This is a genomic window from Pseudomonas phytophila (assembly GCF_025643095.1).
In the GTDB taxonomy this organism is placed as follows: Bacteria; Pseudomonadota; Gammaproteobacteria; order Pseudomonadales; family Pseudomonadaceae; genus Aquipseudomonas; species Aquipseudomonas quasicaspiana.
Genome location: NZ_CP081201.1, coordinates 3,970,635 through 3,991,290 on the forward strand (window position 1 = coordinate 3,970,635; position 20,656 = coordinate 3,991,290).

Here is a 20,656-nt window from a genome sequence, read left to right on the forward strand (position 1 = left end):
CCCCCAAAAGGCGATTCACGGCTGCAGCACCGAAGACACCAGCAACTGCGAATAAGGATGTTGCGGGTCATCGAGGATCTGGTCGGTCAGACCGGTTTCCACCACCCGCGAGCGACGCATCACGATCAAACGGTCGGCCAGCAGTCTGGCGACGGCCAGGTCATGGGTGACGATCACCACTGCCAGGTCCAGCTCACGCACCAAGGCACGCAGCAAATCCAGCAAGCGCGCCTGCACCGAGACGTCGAGGCCGCCGGTAGGCTCATCCATGAACACCAGTCGCGGACTGGAGACCAGATTGCGGGCTATCTGCAAGCGTTGCTGCATGCCGCCGGAGAACGTGCGCGGCAGGTCGTCGATGCGCAGCGGATCGATCTCCACCTGAGTCAGCCAGTCAATGCCGGCTTCCCGCAGCGCCTGATAATTGCGCACGCCCTGAGCCATCAAGCGCTCGCCGATATTGGCTCCGGCGGACACGCCCATGCGCAGACCATCACGCGGGCTTTGCTCGACGAAACCCCATTCGGTGCGCAGCAAGGTGCGGCGTTGGGCTTCGCTGGCGCTGTACAGATCAAGCATCTGCCCGTCCTTGCCGCGATAATCGATGCCACCCCGGTCTGGCGGGCAGCGGCCACTGAGTAGCGAGAGCAAAGTGGATTTGCCGGAACCGGATTCACCGACGATGCCCAGCACCTCCCCCGGATACAGCTCGAAATTGACGCCTTGGCAGCCTTTGTCCGGGCCATACAGTTTGGTCAGGTCACGAACCTTAAGCAGCGGCTGCGCGCTCTCGGGCAGTGACGTAATGTTGTGGCTGGCTTGCGCGCTGATCATTGGCTCGCCTCCTGTTGCTGGCTGACGCGCTGAGCGCAGTAATCCGTGTCGGAACAGACGAAGCTCTGAGTTCCTGAATCATCAAGAATCAGCTCATCGAGATAGGAATCGTCGCTGCCGCAAATGGCGCAGTTGTGTTCCCAGCGCTGGATCTCGAACGGGTGATCCTCGAAGTCCAGGCTCACCACTCGGGTAAACGGCGGCACGGCGTACAGGCGTTTTTCCCGCCCCGCCCCGAACAGCATCAACGCCGGGCTCATGTCGAGTTTTGGGTTGTCGAATTTGGGGATCGGCGACGGGTCCATTACGTAGCGTTCATCGACCATTACCGGGTAGGCGTAGCTGGTCGCGATGTGCCCGAACGTGGCGATGTCTTCGTAAAGTTTGACGTGCATGACCCCGTAGTCATTGAGGGCGTGCATGGTCCGGGTTTCGGTTTCCAGTGGCTCAATGAAGCGCAGCGGTTCGGGAATCGGCACTTGATAGACCAGAATCTGATCCGCACTCAGGGGCGTTTCCGGAATCCGGTGGCGGGTCTGGATGACGGTTGCTTCAGGCGTGCGCTCGGTAGTTTCAACACCGGCGGTGCGGGCAAAGAAGCGCCGGATCGAGACGGCATTGGTGGTATCGTCCGCGCCCTGATCGATGACCTTGAGCACGTCTTCAGCGCCCAGAATCGCTGCCGTCAGTTGCATGCCCCCCGTGCCCCAGCCATACGGCAGCGGCATTTCACGACCACCGAATGGCACCTGATAACCGGGAATGGCCACCGCCTTGAGCAACGCACGGCGGATCATGCGTTTGGTCTGCTCATCCAGATACGCGAAGTTGTAGGCCTCGTCGCGCTGGGGCTGGGGTTTTGCCTGCTGATAAGCATTCATGGCTTGGGCTCCTTCTGTGCAGGCGCACGCAGTTTACGGATCAGCCCCAGTTCGGACTGGAAGTCGACGTAGTGCGGCAATTTCAAGTGCGAAACGAAACCGGCAGCCTCGACGTTGTCGCAGTGGGCCAGAACAAACTCTTCCTGCTGCGCCGGAGACTGGATTTCTTCGTTGAACTCTTCAGCGCGTAAAGAGCGCTCTACCAGCGCCATGGCCATCGCCTTGCGCTCTGCGTGGCCGAACGCCAGACCGTAGCCCCGAGTGAATTGCGCCGGTTCAGTGGCCGAACCGACGAACTGGTTGATCATTTCGCACTCGGTCACTTCGATGGCGCCAATGGCAATCGGGAAACCCAGCTCTTCAGGTTCGATCCAGACATCGACTTCGCCAATCCGGATTTCCCCGGCGAACGGGTGATTGCGGCCATAACCGCGCTGGGTGGAGTAACTCAGGGCCAGCAAAAAACCTTCATCGCCACGGGCCAGAGCCTGCAAGCGCTGAGCACGATTGGCCGGGTACTCCAGCGGCTCGCGGGTGATGTCGGCCACGTCTTCGCGGCCGTCGGCTTCGTCCTTCATCAAGCCTTCTTTGGCCAATAACCCCAAGACACGCGGGCAAGGCTCAAGAACGGCGTTGTCCTGCACCTGCGGCCCCGGGTATTCGCCGTCTGCCAGCAAGGTAAAGTCCAGCAGGCGATGGGTGTAGTCGAACGTCGGGCCAAGCAATTGCCCGCCAGGCAGGTCCTTGAAGGTGGCCGACAAACGACGATTGAGCTGCATGTCCGACGTATTGATCGGCAAGCTGGCGCTGAAACGCGGCAGTGTCGTGCGGTAGGCACGCAGCAGGAAGATCGCTTCGATCATGTCCCCCGCCGCTTGTTTGATGGCCAGAGCAGCCAGTTGCTCGTCGTACAGCGAGCCTTCGGTCATCACGCGAGCCACGGCCAAAGGCAGTTGCTGACGGATCTGCTCGACGCTGAGCTCGGCAATGGATGTATCGCCCCGGCGTTTTTTGGCCAGCAGGCGGTGAGCATTATCGATGGCCTGTTCGCCACCCTTGACGGCGACGTACATCAGGCACGCTCCTGTGCAAGTTGTGTGACCCGGGTGCTGCGCGGCAGGCCGAGCAGATCGCTGTCGGCGACAAAGAACACGTCCAGCCCTCGGGGAAAATCGTTGTGCTGCTCGCGCTGGTTCCAGAACGTTTCGCTCAACGGCAAGGCCACTTTGTTTTCGCTTTCAATGCCCGGTCCCTGCCAGCTCATGGAGCTACCGCCGCCCAGACTGGGCAACTGGATCAACAAAGTGCAGGACTGATCCGGGTAACGGTCGTTACCCAGGTCGAAGCCGGACAGATCCTGTAGCTGGCTCTCGTCGAGCAAGGCGAATCGCGCATGGCGGCGCTCAGTGACAATCGGGCAACCGCAGTGAAAAGCCAGATTGGCGCGAATCGCCGGGGTATCGAAAGCCGGAGCCAGCCACAGAGCGGTGTCGATATCCAGCAAGGCGAGGCACAAGGCATGGGTGGCTGAATCAAGACCGGTAAGTGCGGGCGGTCGCTGGGCCGCCTGCAAGGTGTGGATGACACCGGGGCCTGCCAGCGCTTTGAGGGCCGCGCGAAAACTGCGCTGGGCGTCGAGTACCGGGTCGGCGAATGCCGGTTGCAACAGTGCTGCATTCATCAGTCTTCTCCTCTGACAAGGGTAAAGAATTCCACTTTGCTGGCGGCGGTTTCGGCATCCTTGTCAGCGCGGCGCTTGAGCTGGGCGCGGGCCATCGGCTCGATCAGTTCGCTGAGCCAGTGTTGTTGCTGCGGGCCTTGCAGGTGGGCATCGGCCAGTGCGGCCAATTCGGCGCGGGGTTTGTCGCGCCCGGCCAGATAGCTGTAACCGGTACGGCCATCAGCCAGGCGTACGACGCAACGGGTCACGCTCATTTCACCGACATTGAAGGCCGCGCCGGTGCCACCCATGCGGCCACGCACCAGCGTCATGCCGATTTCCGGGGCGCGAATCAGTTGGTATTCGGCGTCACGCAACGCCGATTCGTGACGGCTCAACTCGTCACCGACGGCGCGAGCGAGTACACCGATCCAGCGTTGACGTGCGGCAATAGCGGGGTCTGTAGCAGGGTTCATATGAGGCATCTCCATCAAACGATGAACTGATACTGGAAGCGGTCAGAGCGACTGGTGGAGCGTGACAACTCCACCGGATGGCCGCTGCCGTCGCGGGAAACAGTGAGAACGGTGAGCACTGGCAGATGACGCGGCATCATCAACAGATCCGCCTCTTCACGACTGGGCAGACGCGCCCCGACCAGACTCAGGGTTCGAGTCAGCGGCAAGTCGCGGTCAGCCAGGAACTGGCGCAGCGAGCCGCGTCGGTAACTGGCCAGCAACTCGCTGCGGGTGGCGCAGAAGCGATGGCGAATCAGGCTCACCGGATGGCCGTCGAGTTTGCGCAAGGTGTGCAGCTCGATCAGCGGCGCGTATTGATCCAGCTGCAAGTGTTCAGCGTCTTCAGCGCTGGCCGGGCACTCCTGACGCTGCAGCAGCGTGGCATCGACGCCAACGCCCTGCGCTGACAACGACTGGGTATAGGCACTGTCAGCCCGCATGGGATAGATCAAGGGACGCTGCAATACCTGCGTGCCTTTACCCTGCCGCCGCAACACACTGCCCTCACGCACCAACTCATCGATGGCACGGCGGATGGTGTGACGGTTGACTTCAAAACGTGCAGCGAGCTGAACTTCAGGAGGCAAGTAATCCCCCGACGTGTAACTGCCGAGCTCGGTGCGCAGAATGTTGGCGAGCTCCAGGTACAGCGGCTCGGCTTGTTGTCTAGACATGTCCATGGTTAAAAAACACCTTATTTCGTAAAACAGCGCGTAACCCTGTAGGACTGGCTTTAGCCGGGAGAGCGCCACCGGGGTCGACACACCTACTTGAAACCACCGACGCCCTCCCGGCTAAAGCCGGTCCTACGAGAGCAACATCCACAGCACAAAATCCGGTCCACCACGACATCTAAATAAACTGCTTGCGCAAACGCTGGGACACGATGTCGATGACACTGACCACCACGATGATCACCAGCAACACGGCGCAGGTCTGGGTGAACTGGAACGCGCGGATGTTTTCCCAGAGGATCACGCCAATCCCGCCCGCGCCGACCATGCCCACGACTGTTGCCGAGCGCACGTTGGACTCGAAGCGATACAGCGCGTAGGAAATCCACAGCGGCATGACCTGCGGGATCACCCCGTAAATCACTTCCTGCAAGGCGCTGGCACCGGTGGCACGCACACCTTCGACTGGACCTGGATCAATCGCTTCCACGGCTTCGGCGAACAACTTGGCCAGTACGCCTGTGGTACTGATCCAAAGCGCCAGAACACCAGCGAACGGACCCAGGCCGACCGCCACCACAAACAACATGGCGAAGACCATTTCATTGATGGAGCGAAAGGAGTCCATGACTCGACGCAGCGGTTGGTGAATCCACCAAGGGGTGATGTTTTCAGCGCAAAGGATGCCCAGCGGGACCGAGCAGACAATCGCCAGTACCGTGCCCCACAGAGCAATCTGCACAGTGACGATCATTTCCTTGAGGTACGAGCGCCACTCGTGGAAGTCAGGCGGGAAGAAATCGGCGGCGAAGGTCGCCATGTTTCCCGAGTCGCGGTACAGCGCCAACGGGTTCATCTCGGCGCCCTGCCAGGCCCAGGCCAGCATGGCCAGAAACAGGCCCCAGCCCAGGTACTGCGGCCAACTGCGTTTGCCGGCTGCCTGGGTGTAAGCCGCATGGGTAGTCGTGCTCGTCATTGTCGGATCTCGTTAAGCAGGAGGTGGGCGTGCCCGACAAGAGCACGCCCCGGATCAATCAACCCGCACTTGCAGTGTTTTTCTTCTCAAGCTCGGTCAGGCGTTCCTGCAACTTGCTCAAGCCCGCATCGATGTCCTTGAGGCGTTTGGCTTTCTCGTCGGCATTGAGGCTGGTGCTGGCGAGGGTTTCGGTGCGCTGCTTGAACAGATCAAGCTGACGGATCGGCAGCAGTTGGTCATCGCTGGACTTGAGGAACTTGCCCAGTTGCATGCCCTTGAGGACGGCTTTCTCTTCGTCGGTGTTGCCGTAATCGGCAAAGAACTCACGAATCTTGTTTTTATTCTCGTCCGACAGCGCTTTGCTCCAGACCATTGGGTCGGCCGGAATCAATGGCGACTTCCAGATCACTTTGAGCTTGGCAGCCATATCCGGCTGGGTGACTTCCAGGCGATCCCAGCTTTCAGTGTTGAAGGTCGCAACATCCAGCTGGCCCTTGGCAACGCTGAGAGCGTTCACTTCGTGGCTGGAATTCAAGGTGCGCTTGAAGGCCGTAGCGGCGTCGACGTTGTTCTTGGCGAACACGTAGTAACCCGGTACCAGATAACCTGAGGTGGAGTTTGGATCACCATTACCGAAGGTCAGGGTTTTGGCATTCTTGAGCATGTCTTCGACGGTGTTGATCGGGCTGTCCTTGCGGGCAATGATCACGCTCCAGTAGCCCGGCGCACCGTTGGCGGCCGAAGTCTGAGCGAAGATTTCACCGTTGGAGCGGTCCACCGCTTCCATGGCAGCCTTGTTGCCCAGCCAGGCCACGTCGACCTTGTTGAAACGCATGCCCTGGATCAAGCCTGCATAGTCCGAGGCGAAGGTGGCGTTGATTTTCAGCCCGGTCTTCTTGCCCATGTCATCCAGAAACGGCTGCCAGATGCTTTTCAGGTTCTGCGAAGACTCGGTAGACATGATGCCGAAGTTGATGACTTTCTCGTCGGCGTGGGCAGTGCCCAGCAGGCAACTGCCCAGCAACGCGGCAGACGCAACGACGCGACCGATACGGTTCAACATGGAAGCACTCCTCAGTTTGGGTTTGGCTGTTTGTTGTGTTCGGTTTTTTTTAAAGTAATGGGAGGCGGCTCAGTTGCGAGCCAGCACCAGACGAGGTGGGGCAACGATGCGTCGACCCTCTTCAGCAATCATCAGGCTGGTGTCCACGTCTGCGCCGTACAGATCATTGAGGAACTGGCTGCTGAGATTTTTCCCATCACCGTCGAAATGAATCCGTCCGCCTTTAAGCGCCACGGCGCGAGGGCAATAGCGCACGGCGTAATCCACCTGATGCAGGGTGACGACTACGGTCTTGCCGTCAGTGCGATTAATGTCGGCGAGGATTTCCATGACCTTGCGAGCGGACTCAGGGTCCAGCGAAGCGATAGGCTCGTCAGCGAGGATCACCTCGGCACGCTGGGTCAGCGCCCGAGCGATGGCGACCCGCTGTTGCTGACCACCCGACAAGGTCGAGGCACGCTGCGCGGCCAGGTCCACAAGACCGACGCGGTCCAGTGACTGCAAAGCGCGTTGTTTTTCTTCGGTATTGAACAACCCCAGATTGCCGCGCCAGCCGGGCATGCGCCCCAGGCAACCCAGCAGCACGTTATCGAGCACGCTGAGACGGTTGACCAGATTGAACTGCTGAAAGATGTAGCCGATATCGGAACGCAGCTTGCGTACCTTGCCGTTGAGGCGGCCAGCGGCCTGCACCTCTCGGCCCAGCACCTGCACGCTCCCGCCATTGCCACGATCACAGCACGCCAGCCCGGCAAGGTGACGCAACAGCGTGGATTTGCCGGAACCCGAAGCACCGATCAGGGCGACCATTTCTCCGGGTTGTATAGACAATGCCAGATCAACCAGCGCGGGCTTGCGCGCAAAAGTCTTGTTCAGACGCTCGACATGGATGGCTGGGTTCATGGGCTTCTCTGTCTGGTTGTTGTGAGTTGCAACTGACAGTAGGCCTGGGGTGTTTCAACGGGGTGAACTGGAAGTGACGGTTGAGTAACCGTTTTGTGAAAGGTTGAGGTGTCGCAAAAAGCTTCCGGCGCAAGCGTCAACAGCCGGAAACAATACTGCGCGGCTCGCGATCATCCGGACGACTAGCCTTCGGTGACCTGATGTCCAGTCGGTGCACTAACCGTTTACTTTATGCGTACGAGACAGGCATAGCGTTCGGAACCTGGTTTGAACCAGCTAAAGCCAGATGCCGTATCGCAAGCGCAAAAATATCTGGGGCTTGCGCAGCACAAATGGTAGCTTTGCGCCACCTAAGGAGATACTTAATGAAAGGATATTCACTGGCGCTAGCCATCGCCGCCCTGCTCGCCAGCGGGACTGCTCGCAGCGAGATATTCAAATGCACTTCGCCCCAGGGCCAGGTGAGCTTTGCTTCAGTCCCTTGCAGTGAAAACAACGCTGCGACGTCCGTACAAAGACAAGGCCCACCCAACATGCTGCGTCAGGGTGAGCCCGTGGATCACGCGCACAAGATCAATCTGAAGGCTACCGAGTTCCTGAGAGTCAGCGGCCGGACCAAGGTCACTGTCTATGAGACGGAGAGCTACAAGCAATATCAAAAAAACCGGCCGCCTCCGCCGACTGCGAAATCGCTGTGCGAAAGTCCGCGGTATGACAGCCAGTGTTTTGATCCTTCGGGCGGGCAGTCAGGGAAGAAAAGTAAATAAGTCCTTAGGACCGTCTGGTCGCGCTGCGACGGCTTACTTCCCACCCAACCCTGAAATCAACGCCTTGTTGAACCCAACCGGATCCTCCATCTGCGGTGCATGCCCCATCCCCGGGAACTCAACCAGTTTGGCGCCGGGGATCATATTCGCGACGTCCTTGCCCAGCACTTTGTAGTTACCCAGCTTAGCCTTGAGCTCCGGCGAAACGATGTCGCTGCCGATGGCGGTGGTGTCCGCATCGCCAATCATCAGCAAAGTCGGAACGGTGAGTTTCGGGAACTCGTAAAACACTGGCTGAGTGAAAATCATGTCGTAGATCAGCGCCGAGTTCCAAGCCACCACTTCCTTGCCCGGACCGTTGCTCAGACCGGCAAGCATGCCCACCCACTTGTCGTATTCAGGCTTCCAGCGGCCGGCGTAATAGGTGCTCTGCTCGTATTTGCGAATGCCTTCGGCGGTAACTTTCAGCTCCCGTGCATACCATTGATCCACGGTGCGATACGGCACACCCAGGGCTTTCCAGTCTTCCAGACCAATCGGATTGACCATGACCAGTTGTTGAGTCTGCTGCGGATACATCAGGGCATAACGGGTGGCGAGCATGCCGCCAGTGGAATGACCAATGATGGTCGCCTTGTCGACGCCCAGTTTGGCGAGTAGCGCATGGGTGTTGGTCGCCAGTTGCTGGAAGGTGTATTGGTACTGCTCGGGTTTGCTGGAAGTACAGAAGCCAATCTGGTCTGGCGCCACCACACGATAGCCCGCGCTGCTCAAGGCCTTAATGCTGTCTTCCCAGGTTGCGCCGCAAAAATTCTTGCCATGCATCAGCACCACGGTTTTACCGTTGGCCTTGCCTTGGGCGGCGACATCCATGTAACCCATTTCGAGCTTTTTACCCTGAGATTCGAATTCGAATTTGCTCAACGGATAAGGGTATTTAAAACCCTCAAGTTGCTTGCCATAGCTGGGTGTGTCGGCCACCGCCCCGACGGGTAATGCCAGAGCCAGCATGAAACCGGCAATATTTGCAGCACGCATGTGCAATCTCTCCTGAGCAAAAATATTCAGCCCAAGGTGATACACCGCGCCTAGTGTTGCGGGCAAGTGATGAAACATGAAGTAAGAGTTAAGTGCGGCTCCCCAGTCGGAGCAGACAGGGAGCCGCACTCAGATTTGAATCAGAGAATATCCAGCGGATAAGTCACGATTACCCGATGCTCATCGCTGTCACGCTGGGTAGTGACCTGAGTACGTAGCGAGGCATGCCGCAACTGGATGCCGAGCTTTTTAAGAGGCCCGGATTGCACCACATAGCCCAGCGTCAGGTTGCGCTCCCACTCCTTGCGATCACCGTCCGGCGTACGGATGTTGGAGCCGCTTTCGTACATGCCCAGGAACGTCAGCCCCGGAACGCCAACCTGAGCGAAGTCATAGCCGTAACGAACCTGCCAGGTACTTTCACCGGCACGCTGGAATTTGCCGATCATTGATTCGGTCATGAAGTACGCGCTGGAACCGTCACCCTGATTGAGCCAGACCGCATCGCTGTCGCCGCTGACTTGCTGGAAACCGGCAGACAGGCTATGACCGGCAATCATATAAGTGAACAGCGCACTGGAAAGACGGCTGTCAACTTTGCCTTTGGTGACGCCATCGCCGTAATAACCGAACGTGTAGAAAGCCGGATCATTGCCATTGGCGCCATCAGAGCTGTTGTCGAAGTAACGCAGGTCCGAACGCAATACGCCTGGCCCTACGGGCATGTCGTATTTCAAGCCGAGAAAGTGTTGTTTGTAAAAGTCTTTCAAGTTGCCGTAGTAATACTGAACGGTCAGGTCTTTAGTCGGTTTGTAATCCACACCGCCGTAATAGAACTTGTTAACGAACTCGCCGCTCACCGCGTTATTCGCGCCAGGTATCGACATCCCCATCTGGTTACTCGACCCACGACCTTTCACGTGTTCAAGTTGGCCGAGGGTAAAGGTGAAGTTATCCAGATCTTTGGATTGAACCTGACCGCCATTGAAAGTCTGTTGCAGCATGCGGTCGGTGGAGATCACCACTGGCAGCATCGGCACCAGTGTGCCGTAGCGGAACTCGGTTTTGGACACCAGCGCCTTGGCGGTCAGGCCAATGCTGCCGAACTCGTCTACCGCCCTGCCATCGCTGTCGGTGGGGAACACGTTACCGTTGAACGCCGTGCTGGTCGGGTTGTAATGGCGGCCTTTACCGGAATCCAGACGAATACCGAGCATGCCCAGCGCGTCTATACCGAAACCTACAGTGCCCGGGGTATAACCGGAACGGAAATCGAAAATGAAACCCTGGCCCCACTCCTGAGTGTAATTAGGATCCGCAGTACCACTGCGGTTGTCCGCGTTACTGAAGAAGTTACGCGCCAGAACACTGGCCTTGCTGTCTTCGACAAAACCGGCACTGAATGCCTGTTGGGCCATGACCATTCCACAAATACCAGCCACCACGCGGGGTGAGCGATAAATAAGCTCCATCGAGATATCCTTAGCTGTAAGTAAGTGTTGTAAGCAGTCAGGAGTGGGCAGTGAGTTTCTTATTATTTCGAAGCAGTAGATTGAGTAGCAGCTAGCAACTTGACGGGCGGCAGGCGAACTAAAACCAGTAATGCGATAACACCCAGCCCGGCACACATCAACAAACCAACACCCACCGAACGCGCCAACGCATCACGCGCCAGTTCCAGTAGTTGATGATTCCCACCAACGGCCGGGGTTGAATTGAGTAAAACCTGCGGGTCGATATAGCGAGCCAGTTCTCCTTCCTGGCCCGCCGCCAGAAACACTCGATTCAAATGGCTCACGTACAGCAGGTTGACCAGCACACCCATGGCAGCGGTGCCCAGCAAACCACCGACCAGTCGCAATGACTGGGTCAAGGCAGTGGCGATGCCGAGAAACTGCCGCTCAGCCAGGGTCTGGGTGAAGACGGTCAGGTTGAGCAAGATGAAACCCAACCCCACACCGGCCAGCAGAATCAACACCAGCAAGGTATTGAAAGAAGCCTGTCGCCCCGCCAGCGACAGCCCGACACAGGCCAGCAGCAAGGCGACGAACCCGGCCAGCGGCAGCAGATTGGGGTTACGCAGCCGGGTCACGATACGGCTGTTGACGATCGCGCCAAGCGTGATACTCAACGCCAGCGGCGTAATCAACAAACCAGCGTCCTTGGGCGAGTATCCGTAGCTGCCCTGCAGCAACAGCGGCAGGTAAAACAGCAAGGTAAACATGATCGCGCCGGCCAGCATCGACAGCAAAAAAAGAATGCGCAGGCTCGGCACTGCAAACATCGCCGGGGGCAGTAATGCGGATTTGCAGCGACGCTCCCAGAACCAGAGCGCTGCGACAGAGAGCAGGCAAATCAAACCCAATGCTGCGCTTAATGCCGTGCTGGAATGCCCCATCCACTCAGCCCCCAGTTGCAGGCTGCCCAATGCCAGGGCGATCAACAAAGCACCCAGCCAGTCCAGCCGAATCCCCGTCACCTGCACCGGCCGGTAATACGGCAGATAACGCCACGCAAAAAACAGTGCCAGGCAACCCAGCGGCAAATTGAGATAAAACACCGAACGCCAGCCATAAGCCTCGGTCAGGAAACCACCCAGCCCGGGACCAATAGCGTTGACCACGCTGAACAGCGCACTGAGCATCATCTGCCAGCGCAGTCGTTGCCGGGTATCCGGGAACAACTCCGGAATACAGGCGAACGCGGTTCCGATGAGCATGCCGCCGCCGACACCCTGCAACGCGCGGCCGATGACCAGCACCAGCATATCGTTGGCCAAGGCGCAGACCAGCGAAGCAAGGGTGAAGACGATGGTCGCGGCGATCACAAACGGCTTGCGACCGTAGTAATCGCCAAGCCTGCCGAACACCGGAATGGTGACAATCGAGGTCAGCAGATAACCCGTGGCGACCCAGGCGTAGAGCTCAAAACCTTGCAGCTCGGCGACAATACTGGGCAAGGCGTTGCCGATCACCGTCTGATCCAGAGCGGAGAGCATCAGCACCAGTGAGATCCCAAGCATCGCCAACAAGGCTTGCCGGAAACTCAGCGCGCTCACTTGGGTTGTCATGCTCGCGCCTCAGCCCAGTGCTGCAACAGCAGTGGCGATTCGCGAACAGCCCTCTTCCAGAGTTTCCAGCCCAGTGGCGATGGACATGCGGAAGAACGGTGCCAAACCGTATGCCGTACCAGCCACGACTGCCACGCCCTGACTTTCCAGCAGGTACATCACCACATCGGTATCGGTTTCCAGAACGTTGCCATCGGGTCTGGTTTTACCGAGCAATGCCCCACAGTTGACGTACAGGTAGAACGCTCCATTGGGTTTAAGGCAGCTCAGGCCGTCGATGGCGTTGATCCATTCCAGACAGCGGTCGCGACGTCGCTGGTAAACCACCACGCTCTCTTTTACAAAAGACTGATCACCGTTCAGCGCAGCCACCGCCGCCGCCTGACTGACAGAACTGGCATTGCTGGTCGACTGCGACTGCAACGTCGCCATGGCATTGATCAGGTCAGCCGGACCGGCCGCGTAGCCGATACGCCACCCCGTCATGGCGTACGTCTTCGAAACGCCATTGATCACCAGCACGCGATCACGCAGCGCCGGTTCAACGGTCAGGATGTGAGCGTTGGGTGCATCGTCGAAACGAATGTGCTCGTAGATGTCATCGGTCATCACCAACACGTCGGGGAAATCCAGCAACACGTCGGCCAAGGCCCGCAGCTCTTCAGCGCTGTAACTGGCGCCGGTCGGGTTACTGGGTGAGTTGATCAGCAGCCAGCGAGTGCGCTCGGTAATTGCGGCACGTAATTGCTCTGCGGTGAGCTTGAAACCGTTTTCTTCCGGGCAGGCCAGCGTCACCGGCTCGCCTTCGCAGGCCAGCACCATGTCCGGGTAAGACACCCAGTAAGGTGCAGGAATCAGCACTTCATCCCCTGCCCCGAGCGTCGCAGCGAACGCATTGAAGATCGCGCTCTTGGCACCACTGGTGACAACCACTTGCGACGCCGGGTAATCCAGGCTGTTTTCACGGGCCAGTTTGGCGGCGATGGCTTGGCGCAGCTCAAGGGTGCCCGCGTTGAGGGTGTAGCGGGTTTCGCCATTTTCGATGGCGGTGCTGGCGGCTTCGCGAATGTGTTTTGGGGTATCGAAGTCGGGCTCGCCGACGACCAGGTTAATGATCGATTTGCCCTGGCGACGCAGTTCGTTGGCACGGTCGGCAGCGGCGCTGCTCGGCGAAGGTTTGATGCGTTGCACGCGGGCGGCGATGCGGGAGGCGTTCAAGGTGGTGATCCTCGGAGGTGACATTCGAGGCTCTACGTTACGAGGCTGCATCCTTTAGCAGATAAGACAGTTTCGTTCTGGGTTAATAGGAAGTGCTTATGACCGGGCATGGATCACCTATGCACCAAAATGGAACAAGCCATACTTTACTGTACGTTGGGCAGGCACAATTGGCCGTGACGCGTCTGGTCATAGCAAAGGCTTATAGTTTTGGGGTAGACCTTTGGGAATAGGTATTCACATAACTTCTGTATTTGTTGTATCGGTGTACATATCCGTTACTTGGGTCACGGCCTCAATCGGTTACGCTTTTACAGCGCCTCACTTTTGATGGAGCGCAAAAGTAAGCAAAACGCTCTTGCCCCACCACTGGGTCCCTCGCTGGCGCTCGGCATACCCGTAATCCGACCTTGCTGCGTGGGGCCGCCGCCACCGGCCATCCATGGCCTGAGGCGGCTAAACCGGCATCCCTGCCGGTTCACCCCACACAGCAAGGTCGAATTCCGGCCGGCGTGGTTTAACGGGGCGCTTAAGATCAAAATCAAAAGCAGATCAAAAGCAAAGCCTGGATACGCGGTTTCATGTGTGCGGTGCTTGCCCGCGATTCAGGCGCCGCGGTACGTCAGATATACCGCGGCGCCTGAATCGCGGGCAAGCCACGCTCCCACAAAGTCAGTGTTGGTCGGAGCTGAGGTAGCAAGTTCACACAACCAGGTCGGCTGTCAGGCCGCCGCGCTTTTGATTTTGATCTCAAGCGCCCCGTTAAATCACGCTGGCCGAACGCAGATCCTGAAGCGTGGGCAACCCGGCAGGACGCCGGGTTAGCCGCATTGGGCCATGGATGGCCCGTTGCGGCGGCCCACGCTTCAGGATCTGCGGGCGGGTACACCGAGCACCAGCGAGGTGCCGAGTGGTGGGGCAAGAGCGTTTTGCTTACTTTTGGGCTCCTTTCAAAAGTGAGGCGCTGTAAAAGCGCAACCAATACCAGCCGCTACCCCAATAACGGATATGTACACAAATACAGAAGTTATGTAGATACCTGTGCCTTCTCCACCGGTGGCCTAGCTTTTGCTAACACCCAACAGATGTCAGCCAACCATGAGCCCTCCTCTTGAATCTCCGTCGCCTGAAGTACTTCGTAAAGATCGTCGACATCGGCAGCCTGACCCAAGCCGCCGACGTCCTGCATATCGCCCAGCCAGCCCTCAGCCAACAGCTCGCCACGCTCGAGGCGGAACTGCATCAACAACTATTAATCCGCACCAAACGCGGTGTGACGCCGACCGAGGCTGGCAAGGTCTTGTACGGCCATGCACAACACATCCTGCGCCAGTGCGAACAGGCGATCAGCGACGTCAACGACACCGGTCACGCACTGTCCGGCCAAGTGTCAGTGGGCCTTGCGCCAGGCACCGCTGCGTCTACTTTATCGCTACCTCTGCTACGACGGGTTCGCGAGCGCTATCCGGGCATTCTCCTGTACCTCAATGAAAACTTCGGCACCACCCTCAGCGAACTGATCATGAATGGCCGCATGGACATGGCCGTGCTGTATGGCGGGCGCGAAGTGCATGGCCTGAGCTTCGTGCCACTGTTACGGGAGAACCTGTATCTGGTCAGTGCTGAAGAGCACCTGGACGGACGTGATGAAATTGGCCTGGCCGAGCTGGCCCCCATGGAAATGCTCCTGCCCCGGCCCTACAACATCATGCGCAAGCTGGTAGACGAGGCATTTGTCAGCATTGGCCAGAGCGCAAACGTGGTCGCCGAAGTGGAATCGTCGGCGACCCTGACCTCGGCGGTGGCTGAACGCTTTGGTTCGACCATCCTTCCCGAATCAGCCGCCAAGGTGCTGGTCGCCGCCACCGGGGCACGCATGTTGCGCATCGTCGAGCCAGATATTCAGGCGCCGCTAGCCTTGTGTCTGTCAGGTCATTTGCCCTTGTCGGTACCGGCTCAGGCGGTCAAGGCGATCCTGCTGGAGCTGGTCGCAGAGATGCGTGCTCAAACCGTCTCAGCGTCATAAGCGTGCCTTATCACCCCACAGCCAAACCGTCTTGGCGGTCCTTCGCAGCCCTCGTTAGATTGAACTTCATTCAATACGGCAAGCTGCAAAGGTAAAGGCAAGGGTATGGATCAAGAACGCATCAAGGCACTGATCGAGTTGCTGGCCGAGTCCGACCTGATCGAACTGAGCCTCACGGAAGGCGATAGCACGTTGCGCCTGTTCAAGGATGCCACCGGTTGCAACACCGTGCAGGGCACACCTGCAAACACAGCGCCCACCCAGGCAGCGCCAAAAGCAGCCGTCCAGGTCACCCGCCCTGCTTCGGAGAAAAACAAAACCGGTGGTGAGGTAAAAGCCAGCCTGTACGGCGTGCTGCACCTGACCCCCGCAGCCGGTGAAGCGCCTTTCGTGAAAGTCGGCGACAACGTCGAAGCAGGGCAAACCCTGGCGATTCTTGAAGCGATGAAGATGTTCCACCCGCTCAAAGCGCCTCACGCCGGCATTGTCGACGAGATCCTGGCCAGCGGCGGCACCGAGGTTGAATCCGGCCAGCCGTTGTTTCGCCTGGTTTGACCCCCCGTATTTTTTAGGTGCCCACAATGTTCAATAAAGTGCTGATCGCCAACCGTGGCGAAATTGCCCTGCGTATCCAGCGCGCCTGTCGGGGCCTGGGTCTGAAAACCGTAGTCGTGTACTCCGAGGCTGACCGCCACGCGCAATATGTCACCCAAGCGGACGAAGCCTTGTGTATTGGTCCCGCTGCACCGACCCACAGTTACCTGAACCAGTCAGCTCTGCTGTTTGCCGCGCAGGTCAGCGGCGCTCAGGCGATACACCCTGGCTACGGTTTTTTGTCCGAGAACCCCGACTTTGCAGAGCGCATTGAAGCAGCAGGTCTGACGTTTATCGGCCCCAGCGCTGAATGCATCCGCACCATGGGTGACAAGGTCGCCGCCAAGCGGGCCATGCGCGAAGCCGGTGTGCCTTGCGTGCCGGGGCCTGATTCGAGCATGTCCAGCGACCCGCAGGCGATTCTCGCCGTGGCCCGTGAAATCGGTTATCCGGTGATCGTCAAAGCCGCTGGCGGCGGCGGTGGCCGTGGTATGCGCGTTGTCCAGCAAGAAGCGGAATTACTCGACGCTATTGCCCTGACCCGGGAAGAAGCCCGTCTGGCCTTCGGCAACCCTGAACTGTACATCGAAAAGTTTCTCGGCCATCCGCGGCACGTGGAAATCCAGGTGCTGTGCGATGCCTACGGCAATGCCGTGTGGCTGGGCAGTCGCGACTGTTCGTTGCAACGTCGCCACCAGAAGGTCCTCGAAGAAGCCCCCGCTCCAGGCATCGATCCACAACTGATCGCACATGTGGGCGAACGCTGTGTGAAGGCCTGTCAGCAGATGGGTTATCGCGGCGTGGGCACCTTTGAGTTTCTCTACGAAGACGGCCAGTTCTTCTTCATTGAAATGAATACACGTTTGCAGGTCGAGCATCCGGTGACCGAGATGACCACTGGAATCGATATCGTTCAGCAGCAAATACGCATGGCCCGTGGGGAACGTCTGGAATTACGTCAGGCGGATATCGTCACCAGCGGTCACTCGCTGGAGTGCCGGATCAACGCCGAGGACCCGCTCAGCTTCATGCCGACGCCGGGGCAGATCACCCGCTGGGAAGTGCCCGGTGGCTTTGGTGTGCGCGTTGACTCCCACGTCACCACGGGCTATCGCGTACCGCCCTACTACGACTCGATGGTCGCCAAGGTCATCAGCCACGGCGCGACCCGTGAAGAAGCGCTGGCACGCATGCGTCTGGCGCTCAGCGAGCTGTACGTCGAAGGCATCTCCACCAACATCCCCTTGCACCGGGAAATCCTCGACGACCCCGCGTTCTGCGCCGGTGGCGTTGACATTCATCATCTTGAGCACTGGTTAAAGCAACGGAGCCCGCAATGAGCATCGCTCTCCCGGACACACGTCCGACCATCAGCTTGCTGGGTACCACTGCCCTGCTCTTCGAAGCGCCCGGCAGTCTTGATCTGGCCCCGCAACAACGGATCTGGGCCATGGCGCGGATGACTGAGCAATGGCCGGAAATCCGTGAATCGGTGCCGGGCATGAACAACCTGATGCTGACTTTCAACGTCCCGCCGCGCCACCTGAGCGCCTTGACCGAGCGTCTTCTGCAGGCTTGGGAAGCCAGCGAGCCGCTACCACTTGAGGGCCGGATCATCGAGTTGCCAGTGGTGTATGGCGGCGAGTTCGGTCCGCACATGGACGACGTAATCGCACACACCGGGCTGGACATTGAAACCATCGCGCACCTGCACAGCGAACCTCTGTACCCGGTGTATGCCCTGGGCAGCCACCCGGGCTACTGCTATCTGGGCGGCATGGATCCGCGAATTGCCACGCCACGGCGCAAAGTGCCGGTGCTGAGCATTGGCGCAGGCGCGGTGTCCATCGGCGGCGTGCAGACCGGAGTTTCTGCCTCCGCTGGCCCGAGCGGCTGGAACACCATTGGCCGCACCGAAATGGTGTTTTTCGACCCCGCTCAATCCCCTCCGGCGCTGTTACAGCCGGGGGATCTGTTGCGTTTTCGCATCGAGAGGATCATTCGATGATCGAGATTTTATCCGCCACGGCCCTGGCCACGGTTCAGGACCTGGGCCGCATTGGCAGTCTGGGCTATGGCGTGGGTACTTCAGGCGCCATGGACACACTGGCGGTAGCGACCGGCAATATTCTGCTGGGCAACGCCGAAGACGCAGCCGCCATCGAGATACCGGTGTTCCCTTTCGAAGTACGCCTGCTTGAAGACTGCGCCTTTGCCGTCACAGGTGCTGCCAGCGCGGCCGATCTGGACGGTGTCGGATTCCCGCCAAACTGGGTAATGCAGGGCTTGAAGGGTCAGACGCTGACGATCAATCAGCCGGTTGCTGGCTGCCGCGCTTACCTCTGTCTGGCCGGTGGCGTTGACGTACCGGTGGTGCTGGGTTCGCGCAGCACTCAGTTGCGTGGCGAATTCGGTGGTTTTCAAGGCCGGGCCTTGCAGCAAGGTGATCGACTGGCTGCCGCTGCGCCGGGACTTCTCGCCCGCGCAGTAGATTTTGGTGTACTGAGCCCGACTCATGCGCTGCCGCTCAGCGTTGACGGAGTTGTCGCCATGCGCGTTCTGCCCGCTGCGGAATATCAGGCATTCAAGGCTGATTCCCGCGCATCGTTCTGGAGCGATGACTGGAAGATCACCTCACAGAGTAACCGTTACGGTTTCCGCCTGGAAGGCACGCCGATCCTGCCCGAGCAGGCCATGGAAGTCCGCTCCCACGGCATCGTGCCTGGCGTGATTCAAGTGCCTCACGGCGGCCAGCCGATCATTCAGATGCGTGATGCCCAGCCCAGCGGCGGTTATCCGAAGTTTGGCACCGTGATTGAGGCGGATCTGTGGCGCCTGGGTCAGGCAGCGATTGGCAGCCGGATTCGCTTCATCGAATGCAGCTACGACCAGGCGCTGGATGCTCTTGAGGAAAATCAGGCTTATCTGGCTGATGTGCGACGTCTTGTGGCCCTGCAGAATCTGGCCCGGCGCTGAGGAGCGATGCATGAACATTGAACAGATTCGCCAGTTGGTCGCTGACCTGACCGCAGCCGGTTTGTCCGGTGCAGAAATCGATAAACCAGGTTTCAAGTTGAGTTTGAAGCGTGGTGTTTCAGCTGAGTACTCCAGTTCGACCGAGGCCTCGGAAAACCAGCCTGAGCCGGACGCGCTGCAGGTCAAGGCCAGCGGCGTAGGCAGGTTACTGCTGGCCCACCCGGACGACAGCATCGTGCTCGCGCCTGTCGGCAGTGACATTCAGCCCGGTCAACTGATTGCAATTCTGGCCGTTGGTACTTTGCTGCTGCCCGTGCGCAGTCAGCATGCCGGGCAGGTTTGCAGCGTACTTGTCGCCAATGACACGACCGTCAGTTACGGCCAGCCGTTAATCAGCCTCTTACCTTTCGACGCCGACGCGGTGCAACCATGAAGATTGATTTGAATGCCGATATGGGCGAAGGCTTCGGTGCCTGGCGCATGGGTGAAGACGAAGCGCTGATGGAGATCATTTCCTCGGCCAACGTTGCCTGTGGCTTCCATGCTGGCGACCCGCTGATCATGAACAACACGGCGCTGCTGGCCAAAGCCAGAGGCATCGATCTGGGGGCCCACGTCGGCTTCCCGGACCTGGCAGGTTTTGGCCGTCGGCAGATGAATATCGAGATCAAAGAGCTGTGCACCTATGTGACGTATCAACTCGGCTCGCTGGCCGCCATTGCCAGAGTCGCCGGGCATCACATGACTCACATGAGCTTTCATGGCGCGCTGGGCAACATGGTCGCTGCCGACGCCGACCTGGCGGCGCAGTTGATTCGCACCGTGGCGGCGTTTGATCCCGAGATCATCGTCAGCTCGTCCAGCAGCCGCGCCATTGAAACGGCTGCAAGCCAGACCAACCTGCGAGTTGCGACGACCTTTCTGGCGGATCGCGCCTATGACGACGACTGCCTCCTGGTGCCGCGCAAAATTGTCAATTCGGTGATCAAGGACCCTGCCGCCGTGTTGCAACGGGTTCGCCAATTACTCGAATACGGCACCGTGACGAGCATCAGCGGCAAGGTGATCAAGGTCAGCGCCTGTTCAATATTGCTGCATGGCGACACCCCTGGCGCAGTCGAACTGGCGAGAACCGTGCGTACTGAAATCGAATCCGCGGGTGGGCAGATCGTGCCGATCAGCCGGTTGATGGCGTAGGTGCGAGGTAAACAGTGCTCCTCCTGTGGGAGCTGGGCTTGCCCGCGATAAGTGCGCCGCAGATATCAGGTCAATCGCGTCCAGCCTTATCGCGGGCAAGCCCAGCTCCCACAAAGGCTGCATTCCAAACACAAGGATTGCATTGCAACTCAAGCCGTTCCAGGCGCACCAGACGTCATAAGAGACGCTTATAGCCACACAGCCATTCCGTCTTGGTCGTCAGGGTTGGTGCTGGATAGAGTCGATACATCAGCAACACCA

The 20,656-nt window shown here is 59.0% G+C and carries 21 protein-coding genes; 8 read left to right on the top strand and 13 right to left on the bottom strand.

The window, feature by feature from the left end:
- Positions 1-15 precede the first annotated feature (15 nt).
- The 9 genes from phnK to phnC form a co-directional block, all read right to left on the bottom strand.
- Positions 16-834, bottom strand: a complete 819-nt coding sequence (gene phnK / locus K3169_RS17910) for a phosphonate C-P lyase system protein PhnK (protein WP_263267297.1) — start codon at positions 832-834, stop codon at positions 16-18.
- A complete protein-coding gene (locus tag K3169_RS17915; protein WP_263267298.1) occupies positions 831-1,715 on the bottom strand; it encodes an alpha-D-ribose 1-methylphosphonate 5-phosphate C-P-lyase PhnJ in 885 nt (294 codons plus the stop codon). The genes phnK and K3169_RS17915 overlap by 4 nt, the downstream gene beginning before the upstream one ends.
- Positions 1,712-2,788: a carbon-phosphorus lyase complex subunit PhnI gene (locus K3169_RS17920; RefSeq protein ID WP_263267299.1), complete on the bottom strand. Its 1,077-nt coding sequence runs from the start codon at positions 2,786-2,788 to the stop codon at positions 1,712-1,714. Before K3169_RS17920 ends, K3169_RS17915 begins: the two co-directional genes overlap by 4 nt.
- Complete coding sequence (gene phnH, locus K3169_RS17925) at positions 2,788-3,396, bottom strand: phosphonate C-P lyase system protein PhnH (protein WP_122396463.1); 609 nt, start codon at positions 3,394-3,396, stop codon at positions 2,788-2,790. Before phnH ends, K3169_RS17920 begins: the two co-directional genes overlap by 1 nt.
- Positions 3,396-3,851: a phosphonate C-P lyase system protein PhnG gene (phnG, locus tag K3169_RS17930; RefSeq protein ID WP_099268297.1), complete on the bottom strand. Its 456-nt coding sequence runs from the start codon at positions 3,849-3,851 to the stop codon at positions 3,396-3,398. Before phnG ends, phnH begins: the two co-directional genes overlap by 1 nt.
- 14 nt (positions 3,852-3,865) lie before the next feature.
- Entirely contained in the window at positions 3,866-4,573 is a 708-nt protein-coding gene (gene phnF / locus K3169_RS17935; RefSeq protein WP_122706324.1) for a phosphonate metabolism transcriptional regulator PhnF, read from the bottom strand.
- A 172-nt stretch (positions 4,574-4,745) separates the two neighbouring features.
- Positions 4,746-5,543 (bottom strand): phosphonate ABC transporter, permease protein PhnE, encoded by a 798-nt coding sequence (gene phnE, locus K3169_RS17940; RefSeq protein WP_099268296.1) that lies wholly within the window; start codon positions 5,541-5,543, stop codon positions 4,746-4,748.
- 58 nt (positions 5,544-5,601) lie between these two features.
- Complete coding sequence (gene phnD, locus K3169_RS17945; RefSeq protein ID WP_027901496.1) at positions 5,602-6,606, bottom strand: phosphonate ABC transporter substrate-binding protein; 1,005 nt, start codon at positions 6,604-6,606, stop codon at positions 5,602-5,604.
- 69 nt (positions 6,607-6,675) lie between these two features.
- Positions 6,676-7,509 carry a phosphonate ABC transporter ATP-binding protein gene (gene phnC / locus K3169_RS17950; protein ID WP_231671246.1) on the bottom strand — a complete coding sequence of 278 codons (834 nt, stop codon included), beginning with the start codon at positions 7,507-7,509 and terminating at the stop codon, positions 6,676-6,678.
- Between the two features lie 365 nt (positions 7,510-7,874).
- Here phnC and K3169_RS17955 point away from each other — a divergent pair, with 365 nt between their 5' ends.
- Complete coding sequence (locus K3169_RS17955; RefSeq protein ID WP_122396467.1) at positions 7,875-8,276, top strand: DUF4124 domain-containing protein; 402 nt, start codon at positions 7,875-7,877, stop codon at positions 8,274-8,276.
- Positions 8,277-8,309: 33 nt separating this feature from the next.
- Here K3169_RS17955 and K3169_RS17960 read toward each other — a convergent pair whose 3' ends face one another.
- The 4 genes from K3169_RS17960 to K3169_RS17975 all read right to left on the bottom strand — a co-directional run bounded on the left by K3169_RS17960 (position 8,310) and on the right by K3169_RS17975 (position 13,602).
- On the bottom strand, positions 8,310-9,314 hold the full coding sequence (locus K3169_RS17960; protein WP_263267300.1) for an alpha/beta fold hydrolase: 1,005 nt from the start codon (positions 9,312-9,314) through the stop codon (positions 8,310-8,312).
- Between the two features lie 140 nt (positions 9,315-9,454).
- A complete protein-coding gene (locus K3169_RS17965) occupies positions 9,455-10,786 on the bottom strand; it encodes an OprD family porin (protein ID WP_122396469.1) in 1,332 nt (443 codons plus the stop codon).
- A gap of 62 nt (positions 10,787-10,848) precedes the next feature.
- Positions 10,849-12,384, bottom strand: coding sequence for an MFS transporter (locus tag K3169_RS17970; RefSeq protein WP_263267301.1), 1,536 nt, complete (start codon positions 12,382-12,384; stop codon positions 10,849-10,851).
- A gap of 9 nt (positions 12,385-12,393) precedes the next feature.
- Positions 12,394-13,602, bottom strand: a complete 1,209-nt coding sequence (locus tag K3169_RS17975; RefSeq protein ID WP_263267302.1) for an aspartate transaminase — start codon at positions 13,600-13,602, stop codon at positions 12,394-12,396.
- Positions 13,603-14,713: 1,111 nt separating this feature from the next.
- On the opposite strand from K3169_RS17975, the gene nac reads away from it, so the two are divergent.
- From nac to K3169_RS18010, 7 genes are all read left to right on the top strand, one after another.
- Positions 14,714-15,628 (top strand): nitrogen assimilation transcriptional regulator NAC, encoded by a 915-nt coding sequence (gene nac / locus K3169_RS17980; RefSeq protein WP_099268290.1) that lies wholly within the window; start codon positions 14,714-14,716, stop codon positions 15,626-15,628.
- Positions 15,629-15,733: 105 nt separating this feature from the next.
- Positions 15,734-16,183, top strand: a complete 450-nt coding sequence (locus K3169_RS17985; protein WP_122397000.1) for an acetyl-CoA carboxylase biotin carboxyl carrier protein — start codon at positions 15,734-15,736, stop codon at positions 16,181-16,183.
- A 26-nt stretch (positions 16,184-16,209) separates the two neighbouring features.
- Complete coding sequence (accC, locus tag K3169_RS17990; RefSeq protein WP_231667264.1) at positions 16,210-17,562, top strand: acetyl-CoA carboxylase biotin carboxylase subunit; 1,353 nt, start codon at positions 16,210-16,212, stop codon at positions 17,560-17,562.
- Positions 17,559-18,230 (top strand): 5-oxoprolinase subunit PxpB, encoded by a 672-nt coding sequence (pxpB, locus tag K3169_RS17995; RefSeq protein ID WP_231667263.1) that lies wholly within the window; start codon positions 17,559-17,561, stop codon positions 18,228-18,230. Before accC ends, pxpB begins: the two co-directional genes overlap by 4 nt.
- On the top strand, positions 18,227-19,198 hold the full coding sequence (locus K3169_RS18000; RefSeq protein WP_263267303.1) for a biotin-dependent carboxyltransferase family protein: 972 nt from the start codon (positions 18,227-18,229) through the stop codon (positions 19,196-19,198). The genes pxpB and K3169_RS18000 overlap by 4 nt, the downstream gene beginning before the upstream one ends.
- Before the next feature lie 10 nt (positions 19,199-19,208).
- Positions 19,209-19,631 carry an acetyl-CoA carboxylase biotin carboxyl carrier protein gene (locus tag K3169_RS18005; RefSeq protein WP_231677410.1) on the top strand — a complete coding sequence of 141 codons (423 nt, stop codon included), beginning with the start codon at positions 19,209-19,211 and terminating at the stop codon, positions 19,629-19,631.
- Positions 19,628-20,395, top strand: coding sequence for a LamB/YcsF family protein (locus tag K3169_RS18010; RefSeq protein ID WP_231677409.1), 768 nt, complete (start codon positions 19,628-19,630; stop codon positions 20,393-20,395). Before K3169_RS18005 ends, K3169_RS18010 begins: the two co-directional genes overlap by 4 nt.
- Positions 20,396-20,656 lie beyond the last annotated feature (261 nt).

Coding starts and splice junctions, on each gene's coding strand:
- phnH (WP_122396463.1), bottom strand. CDS start 3,396: ATGAATGCAGCACTGTTGCAACCGGCATTCGCCGACCCGGTACTCGAC.
- K3169_RS17970 (WP_263267301.1), bottom strand. CDS start 12,384: ATGACAACCCAAGTGAGCGCGCTGAGTTTCCGGCAAGCCTTGTTGGCG.
- K3169_RS17960 (WP_263267300.1), bottom strand. CDS start 9,314: ATGCGTGCTGCAAATATTGCCGGTTTCATGCTGGCTCTGGCATTACCC.
- phnC (WP_231671246.1), bottom strand. CDS start 7,509: ATGAACCCAGCCATCCATGTCGAGCGTCTGAACAAGACTTTTGCGCGC.
- accC (WP_231667264.1), top strand. CDS start 16,210: ATGTTCAATAAAGTGCTGATCGCCAACCGTGGCGAAATTGCCCTGCGT.
- K3169_RS17965 (WP_122396469.1), bottom strand. CDS start 10,786: ATGGAGCTTATTTATCGCTCACCCCGCGTGGTGGCTGGTATTTGTGGA.
- phnE (WP_099268296.1), bottom strand. CDS start 5,543: ATGACGAGCACGACTACCCATGCGGCTTACACCCAGGCAGCCGGCAAA.
- pxpB (WP_231667263.1), top strand. CDS start 17,559: ATGAGCATCGCTCTCCCGGACACACGTCCGACCATCAGCTTGCTGGGT.
- phnD (WP_027901496.1), bottom strand. CDS start 6,606: ATGTTGAACCGTATCGGTCGCGTCGTTGCGTCTGCCGCGTTGCTGGGC.
- K3169_RS17915 (WP_263267298.1), bottom strand. CDS start 1,715: ATGAATGCTTATCAGCAGGCAAAACCCCAGCCCCAGCGCGACGAGGCC.
- K3169_RS17985 (WP_122397000.1), top strand. CDS start 15,734: ATGGATCAAGAACGCATCAAGGCACTGATCGAGTTGCTGGCCGAGTCC.
- phnK (WP_263267297.1), bottom strand. CDS start 834: ATGATCAGCGCGCAAGCCAGCCACAACATTACGTCACTGCCCGAGAGC.
- phnF (WP_122706324.1), bottom strand. CDS start 4,573: ATGGACATGTCTAGACAACAAGCCGAGCCGCTGTACCTGGAGCTCGCC.
- phnG (WP_099268297.1), bottom strand. CDS start 3,851: ATGAACCCTGCTACAGACCCCGCTATTGCCGCACGTCAACGCTGGATC.
- K3169_RS17955 (WP_122396467.1), top strand. CDS start 7,875: ATGAAAGGATATTCACTGGCGCTAGCCATCGCCGCCCTGCTCGCCAGC.
- K3169_RS17920 (WP_263267299.1), bottom strand. CDS start 2,788: ATGTACGTCGCCGTCAAGGGTGGCGAACAGGCCATCGATAATGCTCAC.
- K3169_RS18000 (WP_263267303.1), top strand. CDS start 18,227: ATGATCGAGATTTTATCCGCCACGGCCCTGGCCACGGTTCAGGACCTG.
- K3169_RS18005 (WP_231677410.1), top strand. CDS start 19,209: ATGAACATTGAACAGATTCGCCAGTTGGTCGCTGACCTGACCGCAGCC.
- K3169_RS18010 (WP_231677409.1), top strand. CDS start 19,628: ATGAAGATTGATTTGAATGCCGATATGGGCGAAGGCTTCGGTGCCTGG.